This is a genomic window from Streptococcus sp. HF-1907 (assembly GCF_015594605.1).
Taxonomy (GTDB): Bacteria; Bacillota; Bacilli; order Lactobacillales; family Streptococcaceae; genus Streptococcus.
Genome location: NZ_JADNQT010000002.1, coordinates 22,810 through 40,278 on the forward strand (window position 1 = coordinate 22,810; position 17,469 = coordinate 40,278).

At 42.7% G+C, this 17,469-nt stretch carries 19 protein-coding genes; 2 read left to right on the forward strand and 17 right to left on the reverse strand.

The window, feature by feature from the left end:
- Positions 1 to 14 precede the first annotated feature (14 nt).
- Positions 15 to 497: an NUDIX hydrolase gene (locus IYQ92_RS01940; protein ID WP_195675092.1), complete on the reverse strand. Its 483-nt coding sequence runs from the start codon at positions 495 to 497 to the stop codon at positions 15 to 17.
- Positions 498 to 633: 136 nt separating this feature from the next.
- On the opposite strand from IYQ92_RS01940, the gene IYQ92_RS01945 reads away from it, so the two are divergent.
- The gene (locus tag IYQ92_RS01945) at positions 634 to 1,644 is read left to right on the forward strand and encodes a lactonase family protein (RefSeq protein WP_195675093.1); all 1,011 of its coding nucleotides are present in this window, start codon (positions 634 to 636) and stop codon (positions 1,642 to 1,644) included.
- 58 nt (positions 1,645 to 1,702) lie between these two features.
- Positions 1,703 to 1,894 (forward strand): hypothetical protein, encoded by a 192-nt coding sequence (locus IYQ92_RS01950; protein WP_195675094.1) that lies wholly within the window; start codon positions 1,703 to 1,705, stop codon positions 1,892 to 1,894.
- A 487-nt stretch (positions 1,895 to 2,381) separates the two neighbouring features.
- Here IYQ92_RS01950 and rfbB read toward each other — a convergent pair whose 3' ends face one another.
- From rfbB to miaA, 16 genes are all read right to left on the reverse strand, one after another.
- Positions 2,382 to 3,428 (reverse strand): dTDP-glucose 4,6-dehydratase, encoded by a 1,047-nt coding sequence (gene rfbB / locus IYQ92_RS01955; protein WP_195675095.1) that lies wholly within the window; start codon positions 3,426 to 3,428, stop codon positions 2,382 to 2,384.
- A 40-nt stretch (positions 3,429 to 3,468) separates the two neighbouring features.
- Entirely contained in the window at positions 3,469 to 4,062 is a 594-nt protein-coding gene (locus IYQ92_RS01960) for a dTDP-4-dehydrorhamnose 3,5-epimerase family protein (RefSeq protein WP_195675096.1), read from the reverse strand.
- Positions 4,062 to 4,931 carry a glucose-1-phosphate thymidylyltransferase RfbA gene (rfbA, locus tag IYQ92_RS01965; RefSeq protein WP_195675097.1) on the reverse strand — a complete coding sequence of 290 codons (870 nt, stop codon included), beginning with the start codon at positions 4,929 to 4,931 and terminating at the stop codon, positions 4,062 to 4,064. The genes IYQ92_RS01960 and rfbA overlap by 1 nt, the downstream gene beginning before the upstream one ends.
- A 58-nt stretch (positions 4,932 to 4,989) precedes the next feature.
- Entirely contained in the window at positions 4,990 to 6,093 is a 1,104-nt protein-coding gene (locus IYQ92_RS01970) for an NAD(P)/FAD-dependent oxidoreductase (protein ID WP_195675098.1), read from the reverse strand.
- An 11-nt stretch (positions 6,094 to 6,104) separates the two neighbouring features.
- Positions 6,105 to 6,893, reverse strand: a complete 789-nt coding sequence (locus IYQ92_RS01975; RefSeq protein ID WP_195675099.1) for a Nif3-like dinuclear metal center hexameric protein — start codon at positions 6,891 to 6,893, stop codon at positions 6,105 to 6,107.
- A complete protein-coding gene (locus tag IYQ92_RS01980) occupies positions 6,883 to 7,566 on the reverse strand; it encodes a tRNA (adenine(22)-N(1))-methyltransferase (RefSeq protein WP_195675100.1) in 684 nt (227 codons plus the stop codon). The genes IYQ92_RS01975 and IYQ92_RS01980 overlap by 11 nt, the downstream gene beginning before the upstream one ends.
- Before the next feature lie 90 nt (positions 7,567 to 7,656).
- The gene (locus IYQ92_RS01985) at positions 7,657 to 8,340 is read right to left on the reverse strand and encodes a DnaD domain-containing protein (protein WP_195675101.1); all 684 of its coding nucleotides are present in this window, start codon (positions 8,338 to 8,340) and stop codon (positions 7,657 to 7,659) included.
- An 18-nt stretch (positions 8,341 to 8,358) separates the two neighbouring features.
- The gene (gene metA / locus IYQ92_RS01990) at positions 8,359 to 9,288 is read right to left on the reverse strand and encodes a homoserine O-acetyltransferase MetA (RefSeq protein ID WP_195675102.1); all 930 of its coding nucleotides are present in this window, start codon (positions 9,286 to 9,288) and stop codon (positions 8,359 to 8,361) included.
- 105 nt (positions 9,289 to 9,393) lie between these two features.
- Positions 9,394 to 9,912, reverse strand: a complete 519-nt coding sequence (locus tag IYQ92_RS01995; protein ID WP_195675103.1) for an adenine phosphoribosyltransferase — start codon at positions 9,910 to 9,912, stop codon at positions 9,394 to 9,396.
- A 337-nt stretch (positions 9,913 to 10,249) separates the two neighbouring features.
- The gene (locus IYQ92_RS02000; RefSeq protein WP_195675104.1) at positions 10,250 to 10,600 is read right to left on the reverse strand and encodes a transposase; all 351 of its coding nucleotides are present in this window, start codon (positions 10,598 to 10,600) and stop codon (positions 10,250 to 10,252) included.
- A 47-nt stretch (positions 10,601 to 10,647) separates the two neighbouring features.
- Positions 10,648 to 12,849 carry a single-stranded-DNA-specific exonuclease RecJ gene (gene recJ / locus IYQ92_RS02005; RefSeq protein ID WP_195675105.1) on the reverse strand — a complete coding sequence of 734 codons (2,202 nt, stop codon included), beginning with the start codon at positions 12,847 to 12,849 and terminating at the stop codon, positions 10,648 to 10,650.
- A complete protein-coding gene (locus IYQ92_RS02010; RefSeq protein WP_195675106.1) occupies positions 12,846 to 13,610 on the reverse strand; it encodes an SDR family NAD(P)-dependent oxidoreductase in 765 nt (254 codons plus the stop codon). The genes recJ and IYQ92_RS02010 overlap by 4 nt, the downstream gene beginning before the upstream one ends.
- A complete protein-coding gene (gene rnz / locus IYQ92_RS02015; RefSeq protein ID WP_195675107.1) occupies positions 13,610 to 14,539 on the reverse strand; it encodes a ribonuclease Z in 930 nt (309 codons plus the stop codon). The genes IYQ92_RS02010 and rnz overlap by 1 nt, the downstream gene beginning before the upstream one ends.
- Before the next feature lie 14 nt (positions 14,540 to 14,553).
- Positions 14,554 to 15,189 (reverse strand): cystathionine beta-lyase, encoded by a 636-nt coding sequence (locus IYQ92_RS02020; RefSeq protein ID WP_195675108.1) that lies wholly within the window; start codon positions 15,187 to 15,189, stop codon positions 14,554 to 14,556.
- Positions 15,182 to 16,420, reverse strand: coding sequence for a GTPase HflX (hflX, locus tag IYQ92_RS02025; protein WP_195675109.1), 1,239 nt, complete (start codon positions 16,418 to 16,420; stop codon positions 15,182 to 15,184). The genes IYQ92_RS02020 and hflX overlap by 8 nt, the downstream gene beginning before the upstream one ends.
- A 77-nt stretch (positions 16,421 to 16,497) precedes the next feature.
- A complete protein-coding gene (miaA, locus tag IYQ92_RS02030; RefSeq protein ID WP_195675110.1) occupies positions 16,498 to 17,394 on the reverse strand; it encodes a tRNA (adenosine(37)-N6)-dimethylallyltransferase MiaA in 897 nt (298 codons plus the stop codon).
- Positions 17,395 to 17,469 lie beyond the last annotated feature (75 nt).

Here is a 17,469-nt window from a genome sequence, read left to right on the forward strand (position 1 = left end):
TAAGTCGAAAGTCTCTATTTGTCATAAAAGGTCACACTTTTCTCAACCAACTCTTGCTGATCATTGTAGGTAAACTTGGCAGAAAAGAATGGCACATCGTCTAAAATCCATTTGAAAATTTCATAATCGCCTTCCCAAGTGGGCTTAGATAAAACTTGGTCATAGGGCACCCATTCCAACGTTCCTTCTCTTGATTCTTCGTCTGAAATCAAGTCACCTTCAAAGTCTGTCACTTTGAAAACATAGGTATACCAATCATGACCAGGGGTAAAATCAGGGAAAGTAATCACGCCCTTGAAGTCCATTTCCTTAACTGTAAAATGGGTTTCTTCAAATATTTCACGCTTGGCACATTCATCTGGAGTCTCACCAGCTTCTAACTTCCCACCTACCGAAATCCACTTGCCTTCATGAACATCATTGGGCTTTTTATTGCGATGTAATAAAAGCAATTCCTTCCCATTATCAATATAACAAATTGTCGCTAATTTAGTCATCGTCATTTCCTTTCTAAGACAACTACTATTATAGCAAAAAAACAAGATCTTATTCTTTTCTAAATGCCATTAAAAATGTCTCCAATTTATGCTATAATTAGCACTGTTATGACTCGATAATATTTAGGGAGGTACCATGTCAGGAACTGTATTTTTTGGAACTTACACCAAACGTTCGTCACAAGGCATTTATCAAGCTCAATTTGATGAGACAAGTGGGCAACTTAGCCAGTTAGAACTCCTAGCGACCGAAAACAATCCAACCTACCTCGCCTTCTTAGACAAGCACCTTTTTGCTGTCGCTGGGAAAAATGGGCAGGGCGGACTTGTCAATCTTGACCAAAACTTTCAGGCTGTCAATCATGTTCTCCAATCTGGAGCACCGCTCTGCTATCTCTCAAGCGACCCCAAACGCCATATGGTGTTTGGCGCCAACTACCATAAGGGAGAGGTTCTGATTTATCAATTAACAGACGACGGCCAGCTAAAACTCCTCAACACTGTTAAGCGTTCTGGTTCTGGACCACATCCCAACCAAGACCAATCCAGAGTACATTTTGCGGGGCTAACACCCGATAAGCACCTGATTGTCTGTGACCTCGGGACAGATAGTGTCGCGACTTATTCTTTGTCAAATGATGGCTCTGTCGGGCTCATTGGCAACTATCAAGCGAGTCCAGGTGCTGGCAGTCGTCATATCGTCTTCCATCCCTCCCTAAAAGTTGCCTACCTTATTTGTGAATTGAATTCGACCGTTGAAGTTCTCATTTATGATGGCAATGGGCAATTTGCGCATTACGAAACTCATAGTACCATCCCAGAGGATTATGATGGTTTCAATGCTTGCGCAGCGATTCGAATCTCATCAGATGGTCGATTTGTCTATGCCAGCAATTGTGGACATGACTCTATCGCAGTCTTTCGTGTCTATGGCGATGGGCAGCTAGAGCGCGTCCAAATCATTTCTAGCTTTGGAAAAACACCAAGAGATTTTTGCTTGACACCAAAGGAAAATCACCTAATCGCTGTCCAACAAGATTCCGATAATGCTACTGTTTTCAAAAGAGACACCACTTCCGGTCTTCTAACAGAAACCAATCATGATTTTTATGTACCAGAAGCAGTTTGCATCACCTTCCCAAGCTAAATCAGTTCACAAATAGGGTAGAATATGATTTAATTAAAGAAAAAACGAGGTATTTTAGATGAACCCAACTGAATTGTTGAATCAAGTTAAAGAACTTATCGAGAAAAAAGATTTCTCTGCAGCACAAGATTTTATCAACGACCACAAAGATGAATTAGGTGACTATTTCGAAAAAGCCAAAGCCCTAGTGGAAAGTGCTGGCGGACTTGATGGTGCCCTCGATAAAATCAAAGGACTTTTCGGAAAATAAAAACTGGGCTACCGACAAGGCACATTAAGCTCTCATACAAAGATTAAAGGACCTCGTCTTCTACCACCCACACAAAAGACGGGGGCCTTTTTCTCTACCATCAGCCCTATAAGAGTATAACCACCTCTTACATTCGACAGGCAAGGACTTTGGGAGAAATAGCGACTGCTCTCATTCGACAGAGTCCCAGCAGCCAGAAAACAGACTGTGATTCATTCGACGATAGTTCGCACTCATGAAAGGGACCATTGCAAGCTGCGACAAGAAATAGCAAATTCAAAAAGACTTCTCGCACGGTACGAGGGAGATTGACTAGCTCTGAAGTCTTTGTCGCAGCCTACGACTGGGATTAACAAATACAAGAAACACTTTCAAACAGTGCATAGAGTGCAACACTCTCAATAGCCCAGCCCTACTTTTGCCCCAAAATAAGAGAAAAAGCCTACCACACCAACTGAATATGTTGATAGGATAGGCTTTTAATATCTTATTTAATAACTTCTTGGGTTTGAGCGTATTTGGCTTCAACCGCTTCTTTTTCGGCTTTCCACCAGTCTTCATGGTCTGTGTACCACTTAATCGTGTCTTCCAAACCTTGTTCAAAGTTGGTGAATTGTGGTTCCCAACCAAGTTCTTCACGAAGTTTCGTTGAATCAATAGCGTAACGAAGGTCGTGACCTGCACGGTCTGTTACATGGTCATAAGCATCTTTGGGTTGACCCATTTTTTCAAGAATGAGTTCAAGCACTTCTTTGTTGTTCTTCTCACCATCGGCACCGATAAGGTAAGTTTCCCCAATGCGACCTTTAGTCAAGATTGCCCAAACACCTGTTGAGTGGTCGTTGGTATGAATCCAGTCACGGACATTTTTACCTTCTCCATAAAGTTTTGGCTTAATGCCTGACAAGATATTAGTAATTTGACGTGGAATAAATTTCTCAATGTGTTGGTAAGGACCGTAGTTGTTTGAACAGTTTGAAATCGTTGCCTTAACACCAAATGAACGAACCCAAGCCTTGACAATCAAGTCTGAGGCAGCTTTTGTTGAAGAGTAAGGTGATGACGGATTGTATTTGGTTTCCGCAGTGAATTTTTCACCTGGTCCTTCACCATGTCCTGGCAAATCTTCGCGAAGCGGAAGGTCACCGTAAACTTCGTCAGTTGACACATGATGGAAACGAATGTCGTATTTACGAGCAGCTTCCAACAAAGTGTAAGTTCCGATAAAGTTTGTGTAGATGAATGGACTTGGGTCTTGCAATGAGTTATCATTATGGCTTTCAGCCGCATAGTGAACAATGGCATCCGCTTTAGCAGCCAATTTGTCTACCAATTCAGCGTCAGCAATGTCACCCACAACAAGCTCAACACGGTCGCCAAGAATTTCTTCGATGTTGGCACGGTTACCAGCGTAAGTCAATTTGTCCAAGACAGTGACGTGAACATCTGGATGATTGTTGTAAACATAGTGCACAAAGTTAGAACCGATAAAGCCAGCCCCACCTGTGACGATAATATTTTTATAGTCTGTCATGTTACTTCCTTATGATGTTTTTTAGTATTCGCAGTTCAGATTACAAATCTTCTGCTTTCAATGGTTTGACATCCTTAAGCAGCGGATGGTTCTTGTCTGCTTCTGAAACTTCTGCTTCTTCAAGATTTTCCCATTTGATGCCAAGTGTGGGGTCAGCATAATTGACAAAGGCATACTTAGGCTTCAATTCAAGTGCCCAGTAGTCGTTGACAAGGTAGCTGTAGGAAACAGTATCTGATAGCACTTGGAAACCATTTGCGACACCACGTGGCACGAAAATACCTTTTGAGGCATCAATGACTGTTTGGTAAGTGTTACCAAATGACTCACCTTCACGGAGGTCAACCCAAGAGCCTAGCACTTTACCGCCATCAGCGACTGAAATGTATTTGTCCCATGGTTCTGCATGTAGGCCACGAAGTACATTTTTACGTGAGAAGCTCACATTGTTTTGGAGCTTTCCTTCTGCAAAGAAACTTTCTGGAAAACCAAGTGGCACCATTTTTGCTTTTTGGAAGTTTTCTTTGAACCAGCCACGATTGTCTCCATGAACTGGAATATCAAATTCGAGCATTCCAGAAATACCTTCAACTGGACGCGCAGCTAATTCTTTTTCAAAAAATTGTTCTGTCATTAGGCTTCTCCAATCAAACGGAGCAAGTATTGTCCGTACTCATTTTTCTTCAATGATTGTGCTAAGTCGTGCACTTCTTCTTTGGTGATGTAACCCATGCGGTAAGCAATTTCTTCAAGGTTAGCTACCTGAACATTTTGCATGCGCTGAACAGTTTCAATGTATTGAGCAGCTTCAAGCAAGCTTTCGTGAGTCCCAGTATCTAGCCAAGCAAAACCTCGCCCCATAACTTCAACTGACAAGTTTCCACGGTCAAGATAAGCCTTGTTAACATCTGTGATTTCAAGTTCCCCACGAGGGCTTGGTTTGATGTTTTTAGCAATCTCAACAACATCATTGTCATAGAAATACAAACCTGTAACCGCATAATTTGATTTAGGGTGTTCTGGTTTTTCTTCGATTGAGATGGCATTCATCTTGTCATCAAATTCAACCACACCAAAGCGTTCTGGGTCTTTAACTTGGTAACCAAAGACAGTCGCCCCTGATTCTTTAGCGGCAGCTCGTTGCAACATAGCTGATAGACCTGGACCATGATAAATGTTATCTCCAAGAATAAGCGCAACGCTATCATCACCAATAAAGTCCTCCCCAATGATAAAGGCTTGCGCCAAACCATCTGGACTTGGTTGAACCGCATAAGACAAGGAAATACCAAATTCAGAACCATCTCCAAGAAGCTCTTCAAAACGTGGAAGGTCCTGTGGTGTTGAAATAATCAAAATTTCCTTGATTCCAGCCAACATGAGGGTTGACAATGGGTAGTATATCATGGGTTTATCATAAACCGGCATGAGCTGTTTTGAGGCAGCGCGAGTCAATGGATACAAACGTGTCCCTGAACCTCCTGCTAAAATAATACCTTTCATAGTAAGGTCTCCTCTTATATATTCATCTTTTTTATTATAGCATGAATTGAAAACACTGTCATCCTTTAGTTGGACTAATGTAGCGACAAACAGGGTAATCTGCTTCTGCCAACCATCCCTCTTGACCTAAAATAAGCATAGCTAATTCATGACCGATTAAAGGACCAACCGTCAAACCAGTAGAACCCAATCCGCTGGCTACAAAAACATTAGGTAAGTCTGGAATTTCTCCGTAGAAAGGTGAGAAGTCACTTGTATAGGCACGAATCCCCACACGCTCACGCGCTTCTGTTGCATCTGAAAATCTTGGAAAATAGGCTTGCGCTTCCTGCTCCATTTGATTTAACAAGTCATAGTCTACTGCCAAATCAAAGCCCATATCATTTTCATGACTAGCTCCCATGGAAATTTTTCCCTTGTTAAAAGGGATGATGTCCAATTCACCTTCGGGCATCACCACTGGATAAGTATCGGTCGCCAAATTATCAAAATAGTAATCACACAGTTGCCCTTTTTGCGGACGAACATCAACTCGGTAACCATGCTTCTCTAAAATCTCACTGAGCCAGGCGCCAGTTGCTAGGATGAGTTTGTCATAATGCTGTCCTTGAATTAAGTAGTCGGTGGCTGTCACTTCAAAATCAACTTTTTCCGAAATCACAGGAACTCCACTGGCAGCTAACAAGGTAGCCGTTAATTCTTCTCCCTCAACACGAGCCCCACCAGAAGCATATAAAAGCTCACCAAATCCCTCTAAGTCTGGAAAAAGGGTGTTAGCTTGATTTTTAGATAAGATTTTGAGTTCACCAATCAAGGGGGATTCTTCTCTACGTGACAAGGCTAAATCGTATAATTCCTCAAGCTTACTTTCATCCCTTTTAAGAATAAAAACGCCAGTTTGTTGGTAAAAATCAGTTGACTGACCAGCTTGTTTTAAATCTTCTACTAAGGTTTGGTAAAAGTCTGCTCCCAAACGAGCCATGCGATACCAAGCCTTATTGCGACGCTTTGAAAACCAAGGGCTGATAATACCAGCGGCAGCTTTTGTTGCTTGACCAAGGCCGTAATCAAAGACAGTGACATCGACCTCTTCTGATTTTGAAATATAGTAGGCTGCTGTTGCCCCAACCGCGCCTGCACCAATAATAGCAACTTTTGTCATGTGAACTCTCCTTACAAGTGATAGAAAGGATTGGTCGTAGCTTGACTTTCTAAAATCGTCACATCCCAATTATTTTCGGCTTTCCAAGCTTCAAATATTTCTGCTAGTTTGCTGACGAAGAGCACTTCGATATGGTGTCCTGGGTCAATAGCAAGTAGTCCGTTAGTAATCATTTCTTGAGCGGTGTGATAGTAGATATCTCCGGTTACAAAAACTTGGGCGCCAGCTTTGAGAGCATCTCGATAAAAGCCCTGTCCGCTCCCACCACAGATAGCAACTCGATCAATAAGCTCTGCTGATTTTTCATAGGCAACCAAGCGAACGCTATCCAAACGAAAGACTTCCTTCACCTTGAGCGCAAACTCTTCAAAGGTCTGGGGAGCAATCTTTCCGACACGACCAATGCCGTAACCATCACTAGTCGGTGTCAAAATGCTGGTATCGGTAATACCGAGCAAGTCGCAAAACCAATCGTTGAGCCCGTCTGGAACGATGTCAATATTGGTGTGGCTGACGTAAACAGCCACGTCATGCTTGATCAAGTCATGATAAATTTGATTCTGCGGATTGGCAACCAGATTTTTTAACGGATGAAAAATTGGCGCGTGCTTAACAATGAGTAAGTCAACATCTTTCTCAATCGCTTCTGCAACTGTCGTCTCACGAACGTCAAGTGCAATCATCACAGTTTTAATCTCTTTATCTAGACTTCCAATTTGCAAACCTGAAATGTCACCATCCATAGATAATTCTTGAGGGCAATAGGCTTCGTACCTGGCAATCAATTCTTTAGCTAGCATGAAGAGCCTCCTTAATAGCTACAATTTTATCTTCAACTACCTTGCGTTCGGCCACTTTATTTTCTGGAATCACACTGTAAGCGTGACTTAATTTTTGCAATTCATTTTTCCATTTAGCTAGAAATACCGGTGATTTCGTTTGATTGAGCATTGGTCCGAAACGGAGGTCTTGTGCTGACAAGTTCATCTCTCCATGTTCTGCGACGATGATTTCGTAGAATTTCTCATTCTCAGTGACCATGTCTTCTGCAATGATGCGGTAGTTGTGATGCGCTAGCCAGGCGCGTAAATCATCTTCACGGTTATTAGCTTGTAAAATCAATCGCTCAACGCTATCGAGTTTGCTCTGCCCATTATCCAAAATCTCAGCAATGAGACGCCCGCCCATGCCACAAATGGTGATGCAGGAAATTGCGTCGTCAGGCTCAAAAGCAGCCAAGCCGTTAGCTAGGCGCACATCAATCTTATCTGATAACTGGTTGCTGGCAACATTGGTTTGTGCGGACTCAAAAGGTCCCTTGACAACTTCGCCAGCGATGGCATAGTCAATCTGTCCGGACTGCACTAGATTGATGGGCAAATAGGCGTGGTCGCTCCCCACGTCAAGCAAGCGAGCACCCGCAGGTACGAGTTTAGCAACGGTTTGTAATCGGTGTGATAATTGTAATTCCATGGTATTTCCTTTAACTTTTGTCCTATTCAGTATAACATCAAAAAAGGTAAAAATAAAGAGAGCCCGATTCATCGAACTCTCCGTTGAGGTCTAATCTGCCCATAAATTCATAGCATTGAGGAAATCATCCGAGACAGACACTTCTGCCTGATGCTGCTGTTCACGCGCCAGCTTGCGCTCTTCAACCTGACGAAGGGTCGTAATTCCCTCGCGGCGCCAATTTCGCAAGATAGCATTGATGTAATTCCAATTAGTCTTGCCATTGAAAACCGCTTCTTTGAGCGCAGCACGAACCACATCTGGATCTGTGTGATCTTCCTGCAAACTTTTCTGCAATTCCTCCAACTCAAACGGACTGAGCATTCGCCCAAGCTCCCTCTCAAAGTCTGCCACCAAGTCCTTGAAAGTATTGGTCACTTGAGGTTGGGCTTGTGGCATGGTTTCATTTGGTTGATAAAGCAGAGCGTCAAGTTTGCTAAGAGCTGGACTAGCATCAAAGATAACTTCGATTTCACCATCCAGTTCGATGGTCTTCACATCCAGTAATTCTTGAGCAGTCAGATTTGAGATGGAACGATTGATGTCTGCCACCGTTTTACCCAGAGCTTCGGCAACCTGACTGGGTGCCAAGTCATCCATTTTAGTCGTATTTTGCATATAGAAAAATTGCCAGACTAAAAAATCATCTGCACTCTTAAAAATATCCTTAAAATGAAACAATAAATTTGTCGGTAAAATCACATTACCAGACTTAAAATGTTCAAAAAAACTCATACTACCTCTTTGTGCTAGCTATTTCTCTAGCTCTTCTAGCCGATATGGAGTTTCCTGATAAACTGCATAGTTCAACCAATTACTAAAGAAAGTTGTTGCTGCCAAATTCCATCGCATACGCGGTTTAGCGGATGGATCATCATTAGGATAATAATGCGCTGGAAGCTCGGGATTTTTACCCGCTGATAAATCACGCTGATATTCTTTGTCCAGTGTATCTCTATCATACTCAAGATGACCAAAACTATAAATATTTCGCAAATCCTTGCTGGCTACAATGGAAAGGCCAACCTCTGACCCCTCTACCAAAATGTCCAAGTCAGACTCTTTTTCAATATCTGAAGCCTTGATTTCTGTATGACGAGAATGTGGCGAGGCAAAGCTGTCATCAAAACCACGTAAGAGGAGATTATCCTTTGCGAGCACTTCTTGATCAAAAATTCCCGAAATCTTTTGAATCTTTTGGTCTACCAGCTGCTTTTGGATACCATACTTGTAATACAAACCAGCTTGTGCTCCCCAACAAAGATGAAGGGTCGAATAGACATGCGTCTTAGACCAGTCAAAAACCTGACACAATTCTTCCCAATAATCTACTTCCTCAAATGGTAGTGTTTCAACAGGTGCACCCGTGATAATCAAGCCATCATAAAATTTAGCCTTGACTTCATCAAAGGTACGGTAAAAATTCTCCATGTGTTTTGCATGGGTTGTTTTAGATTCATGACTTGTCATGTATAAAAAGGTCACATTGATTTGAAGAGGGGTATTTGCTAGCAGGCGTAATAATTGCGTTTCGGTTGCTTCTTTTGTCGGCATAAGATTAAGCACCAAGACTTCCATAGGGCGGATATCTTGATGGTCAGCTCTGCTATCGTCCATTATGAAGACATTTTCAGAACGTAAAATTTCTAAAATGGGTAATTCTTTATCGAGTTTGATAGGCATGAAAATATCTCCATTTCTATAATAATCATACTATTATTATAAAGCATGGAGATATAGTTTTCAATTATATAATTTCTTTAGTTGGTTATAGGTAAAGACTATAAGTTAACCTGGAAAGTTCATCAAGACTTTTGTATCGTATCCTTTAATGGCTTCGCGACCGTTCAAGCCGTCCAATTCAATAAGGAAGGCACAACCAGCAACGACACCACCAAGGCGTTCAATCATTTCAATAGTTGCTTTGACTGTACCACCTGTTGCCAAAAGGTCATCAACGATAAGTACACGTTGACCTGGTTTGATAGCGTCAGCGTGCATTGTCAAAGTGTCAATACCGTACTCTTTCTCATAGTCTGCTGAAATGACTTCGCGTGGCAATTTTCCTGGTTTACGGACAGGAGCAAAGCCAACACCAAGTTCGTAAGCAACTGGACAACCAACGATAAAACCACGTGCTTCAGGTCCTACAATCATGTCAATTTTCTTGTCAGTTGCGTACTGAACGATTTCACGAACTGCATAGCTATAGGCATTGCCGTCAGCCATAAGTGGTGAGATGTCACGGAAAGTGATCCCTTCTTGAGGATAGTTTTCAATTGATGCAATATAATTTCTTAAATCCATTTGTTAGTCTTTCTAAGGGTATCCCTAAAATGTTTTTACATTCAATTATAGCATATTTTTAAATTTTCGTAAATATTCTGCTTAATCGAATCAATTCCGAAAGTCTGTTTTTTGCCATCTATCACTCTTTGGAGGAACATTTTGACCATCAAAAAAGAATATGGTGTACACAAATCGCCCTGTTCAGTGTGATTTAGAATTGAAAGGAGTACTGTCCTCCCCAAAGGGGCAGACTCCACCCTTGGTCTTAAGGGAAACTTTTAAAGTTAAACAACCCAACTGGCTAACTGTGACGTCTGCCCGTGATTGAGCTTGTACAAGGCGAAGCCTACCATGACTAGACGGTGACCGCAGTTTTAGCCCAAGTCTCTAAGTTGTCAACGACTGCTTCTAAGTCTGTCATAAAACGTGAGAAACTGGCTGCCGATGGGGCATGGACTTTCTTGGAGCTCCCATCTTTTAGAGTAACATAGTGAGTCTCGAAGCCACAGATTTGACGTAGCTGACTGTTACAGTTGAGTTGACGAATCAGTTGCTTGTCAGTTTGAAATTGAAGCATTAATTTGGCAATATAGGCTATAAAGTAAGACTCAACGCTATAGTCTTGACGCCCTCCTTTACGTTTGGATTCTATCTGTTCAAGTAGACCTGTCTCCTCAAAGAGGTTGAGTTGTGTTACACTTTTCATTGTAAGACCTCGCTGTTTTTTTACAATTCTATTATTCGGAATTGATTCTAATCTTCCATGAGCCAGTCATAGATTTCCTGCGGCGTGCCCAAGGCCATCAACTCTTGGTATTTTACCAGAGACACGAGATTTTGATAGATATGGCTCTCCGAAATCTCACGTTTTTCCGCATCTTTATTGACTATCATGACACCATCTGTGATGGTCACAAAGCCTAACTCCTCAAAAATCTGAACCATTTTTACCAAAAGAATATCAGGAATTTTCAAATAGTGACTCAACTCTTTAAGTTTGTAGCGGACATCAAATTCTGGGAATTGATAGATGGTTTTGTAGAGTTTGGCAAATTGCTCGCGCGTGCCGTAACCGGCAAGATAATAAGACTTAGCTATTTGATTTTTGAAATAAATGGCTTGGAGGTGCTGTCCTCTAAAAAGAGATTTGAGCTCATTTGGATTTTCAGGAATGTCCAATAACACCACCGCATCTCCCTGCACTTCCTCATCAAGAACAGGCACCCCTTGTGGCAGCTGGCTATTTCGCCCACGAATGTCAAACAGTTGAATACCGTTCACGCGCGCATCTTCTAGCATCAGTTGAAGCGTTGTCGAGCCATTCCACACATTGACAGACAAGGTGACCGCTAATTCAAGTCCTTGAGCCTGTTGAAATTCTTGGACCTGCGCTCCCATGTCGAAAGCTACTAAATCAAAATCCTCACCAGCTTGGCTAAGTTTTAATTTGAGGTGAGCCCCGTTTTGTCCCATAGTACGGGCTTGTTTGACGGTGAAGTCTTTGAGCAAGAAAACAGGTTTCTTATTGTCCATACCAAACGGTGCTAATTTCTCTAAGCTACGAACAGTTTCTAAACTCAAGTCTGAAAAATGCAATTCGTCATCAATAGTCAACGTTTTTTTCTGACTCATGTCCAAATGATTATTTTCAATGTAACCACTGAGAACTTGAGAGAGAGCTGGCAGCTTGTCAGCCTCCAAAGTCATACCAGCAGCTCCGCTATGCCCACCAAAGGCGACGAAAAGGTCGCGGTGGTCATCAAGAGCCTCAAAAATATTGAGAGCCTCGACACTGCGGGCACTACCCTTGGCAAGTCCATTTTCGATGTTAAGCACAATGACTGGTTGACTGATTTGCTCAAGAATGCGTCCTGCGACAATCCCAAGAACACCAGGGTGCCAACCTTCCTTGGCTAAAACCTGTACAGGCTGGCTAGGATCAACCATGGCGATTGCCTCGTCAAAAATAGTCTGAACAATGGTTTTACGCTCTTCGTTTTTACCGTTAATCATTTTGGCAATGACTAGCGCTTCTTCATCGTCAAAGCCTGTCAAAAGTTCGATGGCTGGGTTTGGGTCATCCAGACGCCCCAAGGCATTGAGCTGAGGAGCAATTTTGAAGCCAATCGTTTCTTCATTCAAACTATCTGGGTCAATGTCAGACACTTTCATCAATTCTTGCAAACCGATGCGTTCTGTGTCTTTGAGAATCTGCAAGCCAACTCTGACCATGATGCGATTTTCATCTGTCAGACTCACCATGTCAGCAATAGTTCCAATGGCAACCAAATCCAGCATTTCGGTAGGAATAGATCCCAAGAGCGCGCAAGCTAATTTGAAAGCAACGCCACAACCTGCTAGATAGGAGAAGGGATAATCTGCTTCTGGATGTTCTGGATGGACGATAGCAAAGGCGTTCGGCAACTCAGCTGGCATGCTATGGTGGTCGGTCACAATGACATCTACACCTTGCTCTTGAGCATAGGCGATGGCTTCCTTACCGGCTACGCCATTGTCCACCGTAATAATAAGTGAGACCTTTTGCTGGTCAATGAAGTATTTGTAAACACTTTGGTTGGGGCCGTAGCCATCTGTGAAGCGATTGGGGAGATAAACCTGAGTCTCAGCACCCAGCATTTCAAGCGCCTCTTTCATGATAGAGGCTGAGATCATCCCGTCAGCGTCATAATCTCCGTAAACCAAAATCTGTTCATAATTTTCAATGGCTTGACGGATACGCTTAACCGCCTTTTCCATGTCATGGAGGAGATAGGGGTCGTGGAGATGTGACAAGTCTGCATTCAAGAAATCTGATAATTTATCTGCTGTATCAACGCCACGAGAATAGGCTATTCTGGCAACAGTTTCCGATAACTGTTCTTTTTTAGCAAGCTGAAAAAAGCCATCATCTGGCTCTTTTTCTAATTGTTTCCATTCATATTTTGATGAAATCATTTGTAATTAAAGACCTTTCTGGCAAAGAAATCTGCCGTCTTTGGAAATAGGGTATAGGCTTTGTGGGCGGCGGCTAGGGCAAAGGGCAAATTTAATTCCCGTTTATTCTTCCCTAGGCAAGCCACTGTCTTTTTAGCCACCTGGTCTGCTGTCAAGACATAGCGTCCAACGCTTTTAAGGTAATCTCCCGTTGGGTCCGCTGTGTCAAAAAAGCTGGTGGCAATCGGACCTGGATTGACAGTCGTGACATAAACGCCTTGCTCTGCTAATTCCAGACGGAGTGCATTTGAGAAGCCGATGACTGCAAACTTGCTAGCTGCATAAATAGAAGATTTGCTAGACGCAATCAAGCCAGCCATGCTAACGATATTAACAATATGTCCACTGCCCTGCTCTGCCATTTTCCGCCCAATCAAACGGGCTAAGGTCATAGAGGCAAAGGTATTGACATCAAACATGTCGCGAACCTCGCGGCTATCATAAGCGTCGAAAGCCTTAAAGGAACCGTAACCAGCGTTGTTGATGAGAATGTCCAGACGACCGAAATCGCGATAGATAGTCTCAACAACCTCTTCCAAGGCAGCGTCGTCCGTCAAATCAAGCGCCAGACAAGTCGTGTTAGGGCGGTGAGCGTAAAGTTTCTCCAACTTCTCCTTGCTACGACCAGCCAAAATCAAGTGGTCATTCTCTGCTAATCGGGTAACAATCGCTTGCGCCAAGCCACCTGACGCCCCTGTCATGAAGATAATACGTGCTGTCATTAAATCTTAACTTCCTCTAAATCACGGACTAGGTGCGTATTTTCAAAAATAGTCTGAGCATCCAGCTCCATTTTTTTACAATCACGACCCAAGAAACGAGCGCTAATGTGGTTGAGTAGGAGGCGCTTAGCTGAGGCCTCTTTAGCAACCTTGGCCGCCTGCATGTTCGTTGAGTGACCGTGTGCCTTAGCAATCTTTTCATCGCCTTTTCCGTAAGTTGATTCGTGAACAAGGACATCCGCACCTAAACCTAGACGTACGCTTGAGTCTGTTTTACGAGTGTCGCCAAGAATAGTGATAATTTTTCCTTTTTTGGGTGCTGAGATGAAATCCTTAGCAACAATCTTTGTACCGTCTTCAAGAACTACATCTTGACCATTTTTTACTTTTCCAAAGAGGGGACCAAATGGTACACCTGCTGTTTTCAGAGCATCTGCATCAAGCGTTCCTTCCAAATCCTTTTGCATCACACGATAGCCCACGCAGAAAATAGTGTGGTCAAGCTGTTCAGCATAAACCACAAATTTATCCGTTTCCATAATTTTTCCCAGTGAATTAGCGTCTAGCTCATGGAAATTGATGTGATAAGGCAAACGAGAACCTGAATTACGAAGGCTAGTCATGACAAAGGATTTAATGCCTGCAGGTCCATAGATGTCCAAGTCAGTTTGTTCCTCATTGGCTTGGAAGGCACGGCTTGACAAAAAACCTGGCAAACCAAAAATATGGTCACCATGTAAATGCGTAATGAAGATTTTTTTCACTTTTCGAGGACGAATCGTCGTTTCCAAAATCTGACGCTGAGTGCCTTCACCGCAATCAAACATCCAAACTTCATTGATTTCGTCCAGTAATTTCAAGACTAAACTTGAAACATTGCGGGCCTTGGCTGGTTGTCCAGCTCCAGTTCCTAAAAATTGAATTTCCATTATTGTCGTTCTTTCTAGTTTTTAATATAGAGAATTGCTTCGCGTCCTTGGCTGGCAAAGTACTTTTGCCCTTTGTAGTGGCTGGCTAAATCAAGAAGCTCGTCCTGATTAAAACTTGAGATTTTGATAATGCCACCTTTTAATTGCGACACATGGCTGAGCAGACTTGTCTCAGGAGTGATGTCTTTGGCATTTTTTTCATCCATATCAATTCTGGACATCTTGATACCTCGGTTATCTTGGTAGATTTTATATTGTGGGAAGACTTGTGCCAATTCAAATAAGACGGCCGGAGTAATCTTTTCATCAAGTTCTGCAAAAACACGCGCCTCTTCTTTGGCATTTTCAAAAGCGAAGCCAAATGATTTTCCTGTCAAATTCAAACGAATGAAGGGGTGATGTTCGTCGAAAGTTGGATGGTCGTTAAAAAGATTCAGAGCCTTAGACAAGTCTAAAAAGTAGTCAGTCGCTGCTTCTGCTCCTTGTTTTTGGTAGATTTCAGCAAAATAAGCATTGATAACGCTAGGCGGCGGTGTGATAAAGGTCAGCTTCTGAGCATCTGATAGTGGCGCCAGCACATTTTCCAAATAAACCTTATCAAGGCTAGTGAAACCGCCATATTTTAGGGCTAAATCAATGTAATTAGTCATAAAATTCTTCTAACCTCCATTTGTTCTTGTGGGCAATGTAACCCGAAATTTCTTCGTATTCTTCCTCGAAGCTGTAGCTGTCTAGGAGGGCAATTTTGTTGAGATCATAGAGTTTGTAGGCTTGATTTTGGTGGACTTTGATTGAAAACTCATCGAAAATGTGACGAATTTCATCAATAATCAAACAGCGAAGGAGGTCTCGGCTACCTTTTTCCTTAGCAGATATACGCACATTTGGAAAAGCGGTCGCAGTCAGATTGTCAGCCTTGTCCATCTTGTTGTAAACAGCCAAACGGGGAATGTCCTGCATGCCCAAATCAGTCAAAATATCCAGCACAACCTTCTCGTGCTCAGTATGGTTGGGGTCACTGGCATCGATAACATGAAGGAGCAAGTCAACATTTTTGCTCTCTTCTAAGGTTGATTTGAAAGCAGCCACCAGTTCAGTCGGCAAATCTTGAATAAAACCAACAGTATCTGTCAGAGTGACTTGAAATTGATTTTGCAAATAAATCTGCTTGGTTGTCGCATCCAAAGTCGCAAATAGTTCATTAGCTTCGTACTGTTTGTTATCCGTCAAAATGTTCATGATAGTTGATTTGCCAGCATTGGTATAACCTATCAGACCAATCTTAAAGGTATCAGAATCGATGCGTCTTTCACGAATGGTTTCACGATTTTTCTCAACAATTTTAAGCTGGCGCTCGATATCTGTAATCTGATTTCGGACAGCACGGCGGTTGAGTTCAAGCTGACTTTCACCAGGTCCACGACTACCAATCCCACCAGCCTGACGACTGAGCATAATCCCTTGACCAGCTAAGCGTGGCAACATGTATTTAAGCTGAGCTAAATGAACTTGCAACTTGCCTTCATGACTACGAGCTCGCATAGCAAAAATGTCCAATATCAACTGCATACGGTCAATAACTTTAACACCTAATTCAGCTTCCAAGTTAGTATTTTGACGTGGGGTTAGGCGGTTGTTGACGATGACCGTATCAATTTCAAAAGCATCAACGAGGTCCTTGATATCGGCTAATTTTCCAGAGCCGATGAAGGATTTACTATCATAGCGCTCACGCTTTTGCACCACACGGTCAACCACTTCTGCGCCAGCGGTTTTAGCAAGATTAGCCAACTCTTCCATGGACATGTCGAAGTTCTTACTTTCTTGCAATTCAACGCCTATGAGGAGGACACGCTCCTGCTTTTCTTGCGTTTCAATCATCTCATGGCTCCTTTCTTCCCGATAAATGCGTAATGTTTATTATAGCATAAAGACCAAACTTTTGGGGCTTTTACTATCTAGTTTTTCTTTAAAAACGCTTCTACAGCTTGGTTGATTTGTTGGCGATAGTCAGCTTCTCCGACCATGTAAAAGTCAACTGCCATGCGATTCTTGAACCAGGTAATCTGACGTTTCGCAAAGCGTCTTGTATTTTGCTTGAGGGTTTCAAGAGCTTGGTCCAAAGATTCTTGTCCTGAAAAATAAGGGAATAATTCCTTATAACCAATACCTCGGCTAGCCTGAACATCTGGATAATTATCGTAGAGCCACTTGACCTCCTCGAGTAAGCCCTGCTCAACCATAGCATCCACACGTTTATTGATACGGTCGTAGAGAACTGGTCGCTCATCATTGAGACCAATCAGTAAGGCGTCATAAGGACTTTTCGTATTTTTTAAATCTTGTCCAAATTTAGCCAGCTCCAAGGCTCGCATGGCACGACGACGATTAAGTTGAGTAATGGTGATGTCCAGCTCTGCTATTTTTCCAAAAAGCTCCTCATCCGTCCAAGTGTCCAACTCTTTGCGATAAGCTAGGAGCGCTTCTTGGTCCACATCACCTCCAAGGTGGTAACCTTCAAGAAGACTCTGTAGGTAAAGTCCCGTACCACCAACGATAATGGGAAGTTTCCCACGCGCCGTGATGTCCTCAATAGCAGCCCTAGCCCCCTCCACAAAATCAAAGGCAGAATAGGTCTCATCCACTTCACGGACATCGATTAGGTGGTGAATGGCTTGCGCTTGCTCTTTGGGTGTCGCCTTGGCCGTGCCAATGTCCAAGTGTTTATAAACCTGCTGGCTGTCGCCACTAATAATCTCACCATTGTAAGCCTTAGCTAGCTCAATTCCCAAGGCAGTTTTCCCCACCGCTGTCGGACCAACTACCGCGATAAGTTTAAGTTTTTGTGATGTCATACCTTCTCACTTCTGAATGTTTTTGCTTGAATTTTCAAGCTATTTTCGTTACCATTATTATAACATAGGACGAGG

Bases quoted from the DNA above. Each gene is read 5' to 3' on its own strand.
- IYQ92_RS01940 (WP_195675092.1), bottom strand. From the start codon at position 497: ATGACTAAATTAGCGACAATTTGTTATATTGATAATGGGAAGGAATTG.
- IYQ92_RS01945 (WP_195675093.1), top strand. From the start codon at position 634: ATGTCAGGAACTGTATTTTTTGGAACTTACACCAAACGTTCGTCACAA.
- IYQ92_RS01950 (WP_195675094.1), top strand. From the start codon at position 1,703: ATGAACCCAACTGAATTGTTGAATCAAGTTAAAGAACTTATCGAGAAA.
- rfbB (WP_195675095.1), bottom strand. From the start codon at position 3,428: ATGACAGACTATAAAAATATTATCGTCACAGGTGGGGCTGGCTTTATC.
- IYQ92_RS01960 (WP_195675096.1), bottom strand. From the start codon at position 4,062: ATGACAGAACAATTTTTTGAAAAAGAATTAGCTGCGCGTCCAGTTGAA.
- rfbA (WP_195675097.1), bottom strand. From the start codon at position 4,931: ATGAAAGGTATTATTTTAGCAGGAGGTTCAGGGACACGTTTGTATCCA.
- IYQ92_RS01970 (WP_195675098.1), bottom strand. From the start codon at position 6,093: ATGACAAAAGTTGCTATTATTGGTGCAGGCGCGGTTGGGGCAACAGCA.
- IYQ92_RS01975 (WP_195675099.1), bottom strand. From the start codon at position 6,893: ATGCTAGCTAAAGAATTGATTGCCAGGTACGAAGCCTATTGCCCTCAA.
- IYQ92_RS01980 (WP_195675100.1), bottom strand. From the start codon at position 7,566: ATGGAATTACAATTATCACACCGATTACAAACCGTTGCTAAACTCGTA.
- IYQ92_RS01985 (WP_195675101.1), bottom strand. From the start codon at position 8,340: ATGAGTTTTTTTGAACATTTTAAGTCTGGTAATGTGATTTTACCGACA.
- metA (WP_195675102.1), bottom strand. From the start codon at position 9,288: ATGCCTATCAAACTCGATAAAGAATTACCCATTTTAGAAATTTTACGT.
- IYQ92_RS01995 (WP_195675103.1), bottom strand. From the start codon at position 9,912: ATGGATTTAAGAAATTATATTGCATCAATTGAAAACTATCCTCAAGAA.
- IYQ92_RS02000 (WP_195675104.1), bottom strand. From the start codon at position 10,600: ATGAAAAGTGTAACACAACTCAACCTCTTTGAGGAGACAGGTCTACTT.
- recJ (WP_195675105.1), bottom strand. From the start codon at position 12,849: ATGATTTCATCAAAATATGAATGGAAACAATTAGAAAAAGAGCCAGAT.
- IYQ92_RS02010 (WP_195675106.1), bottom strand. From the start codon at position 13,610: ATGACAGCACGTATTATCTTCATGACAGGGGCGTCAGGTGGCTTGGCG.
- rnz (WP_195675107.1), bottom strand. From the start codon at position 14,539: ATGGAAATTCAATTTTTAGGAACTGGAGCTGGACAACCAGCCAAGGCC.
- IYQ92_RS02020 (WP_195675108.1), bottom strand. From the start codon at position 15,189: ATGACTAATTACATTGATTTAGCCCTAAAATATGGCGGTTTCACTAGC.
- hflX (WP_195675109.1), bottom strand. From the start codon at position 16,420: ATGATTGAAACGCAAGAAAAGCAGGAGCGTGTCCTCCTCATAGGCGTT.
- miaA (WP_195675110.1), bottom strand. From the start codon at position 17,394: ATGACATCACAAAAACTTAAACTTATCGCGGTAGTTGGTCCGACAGCG.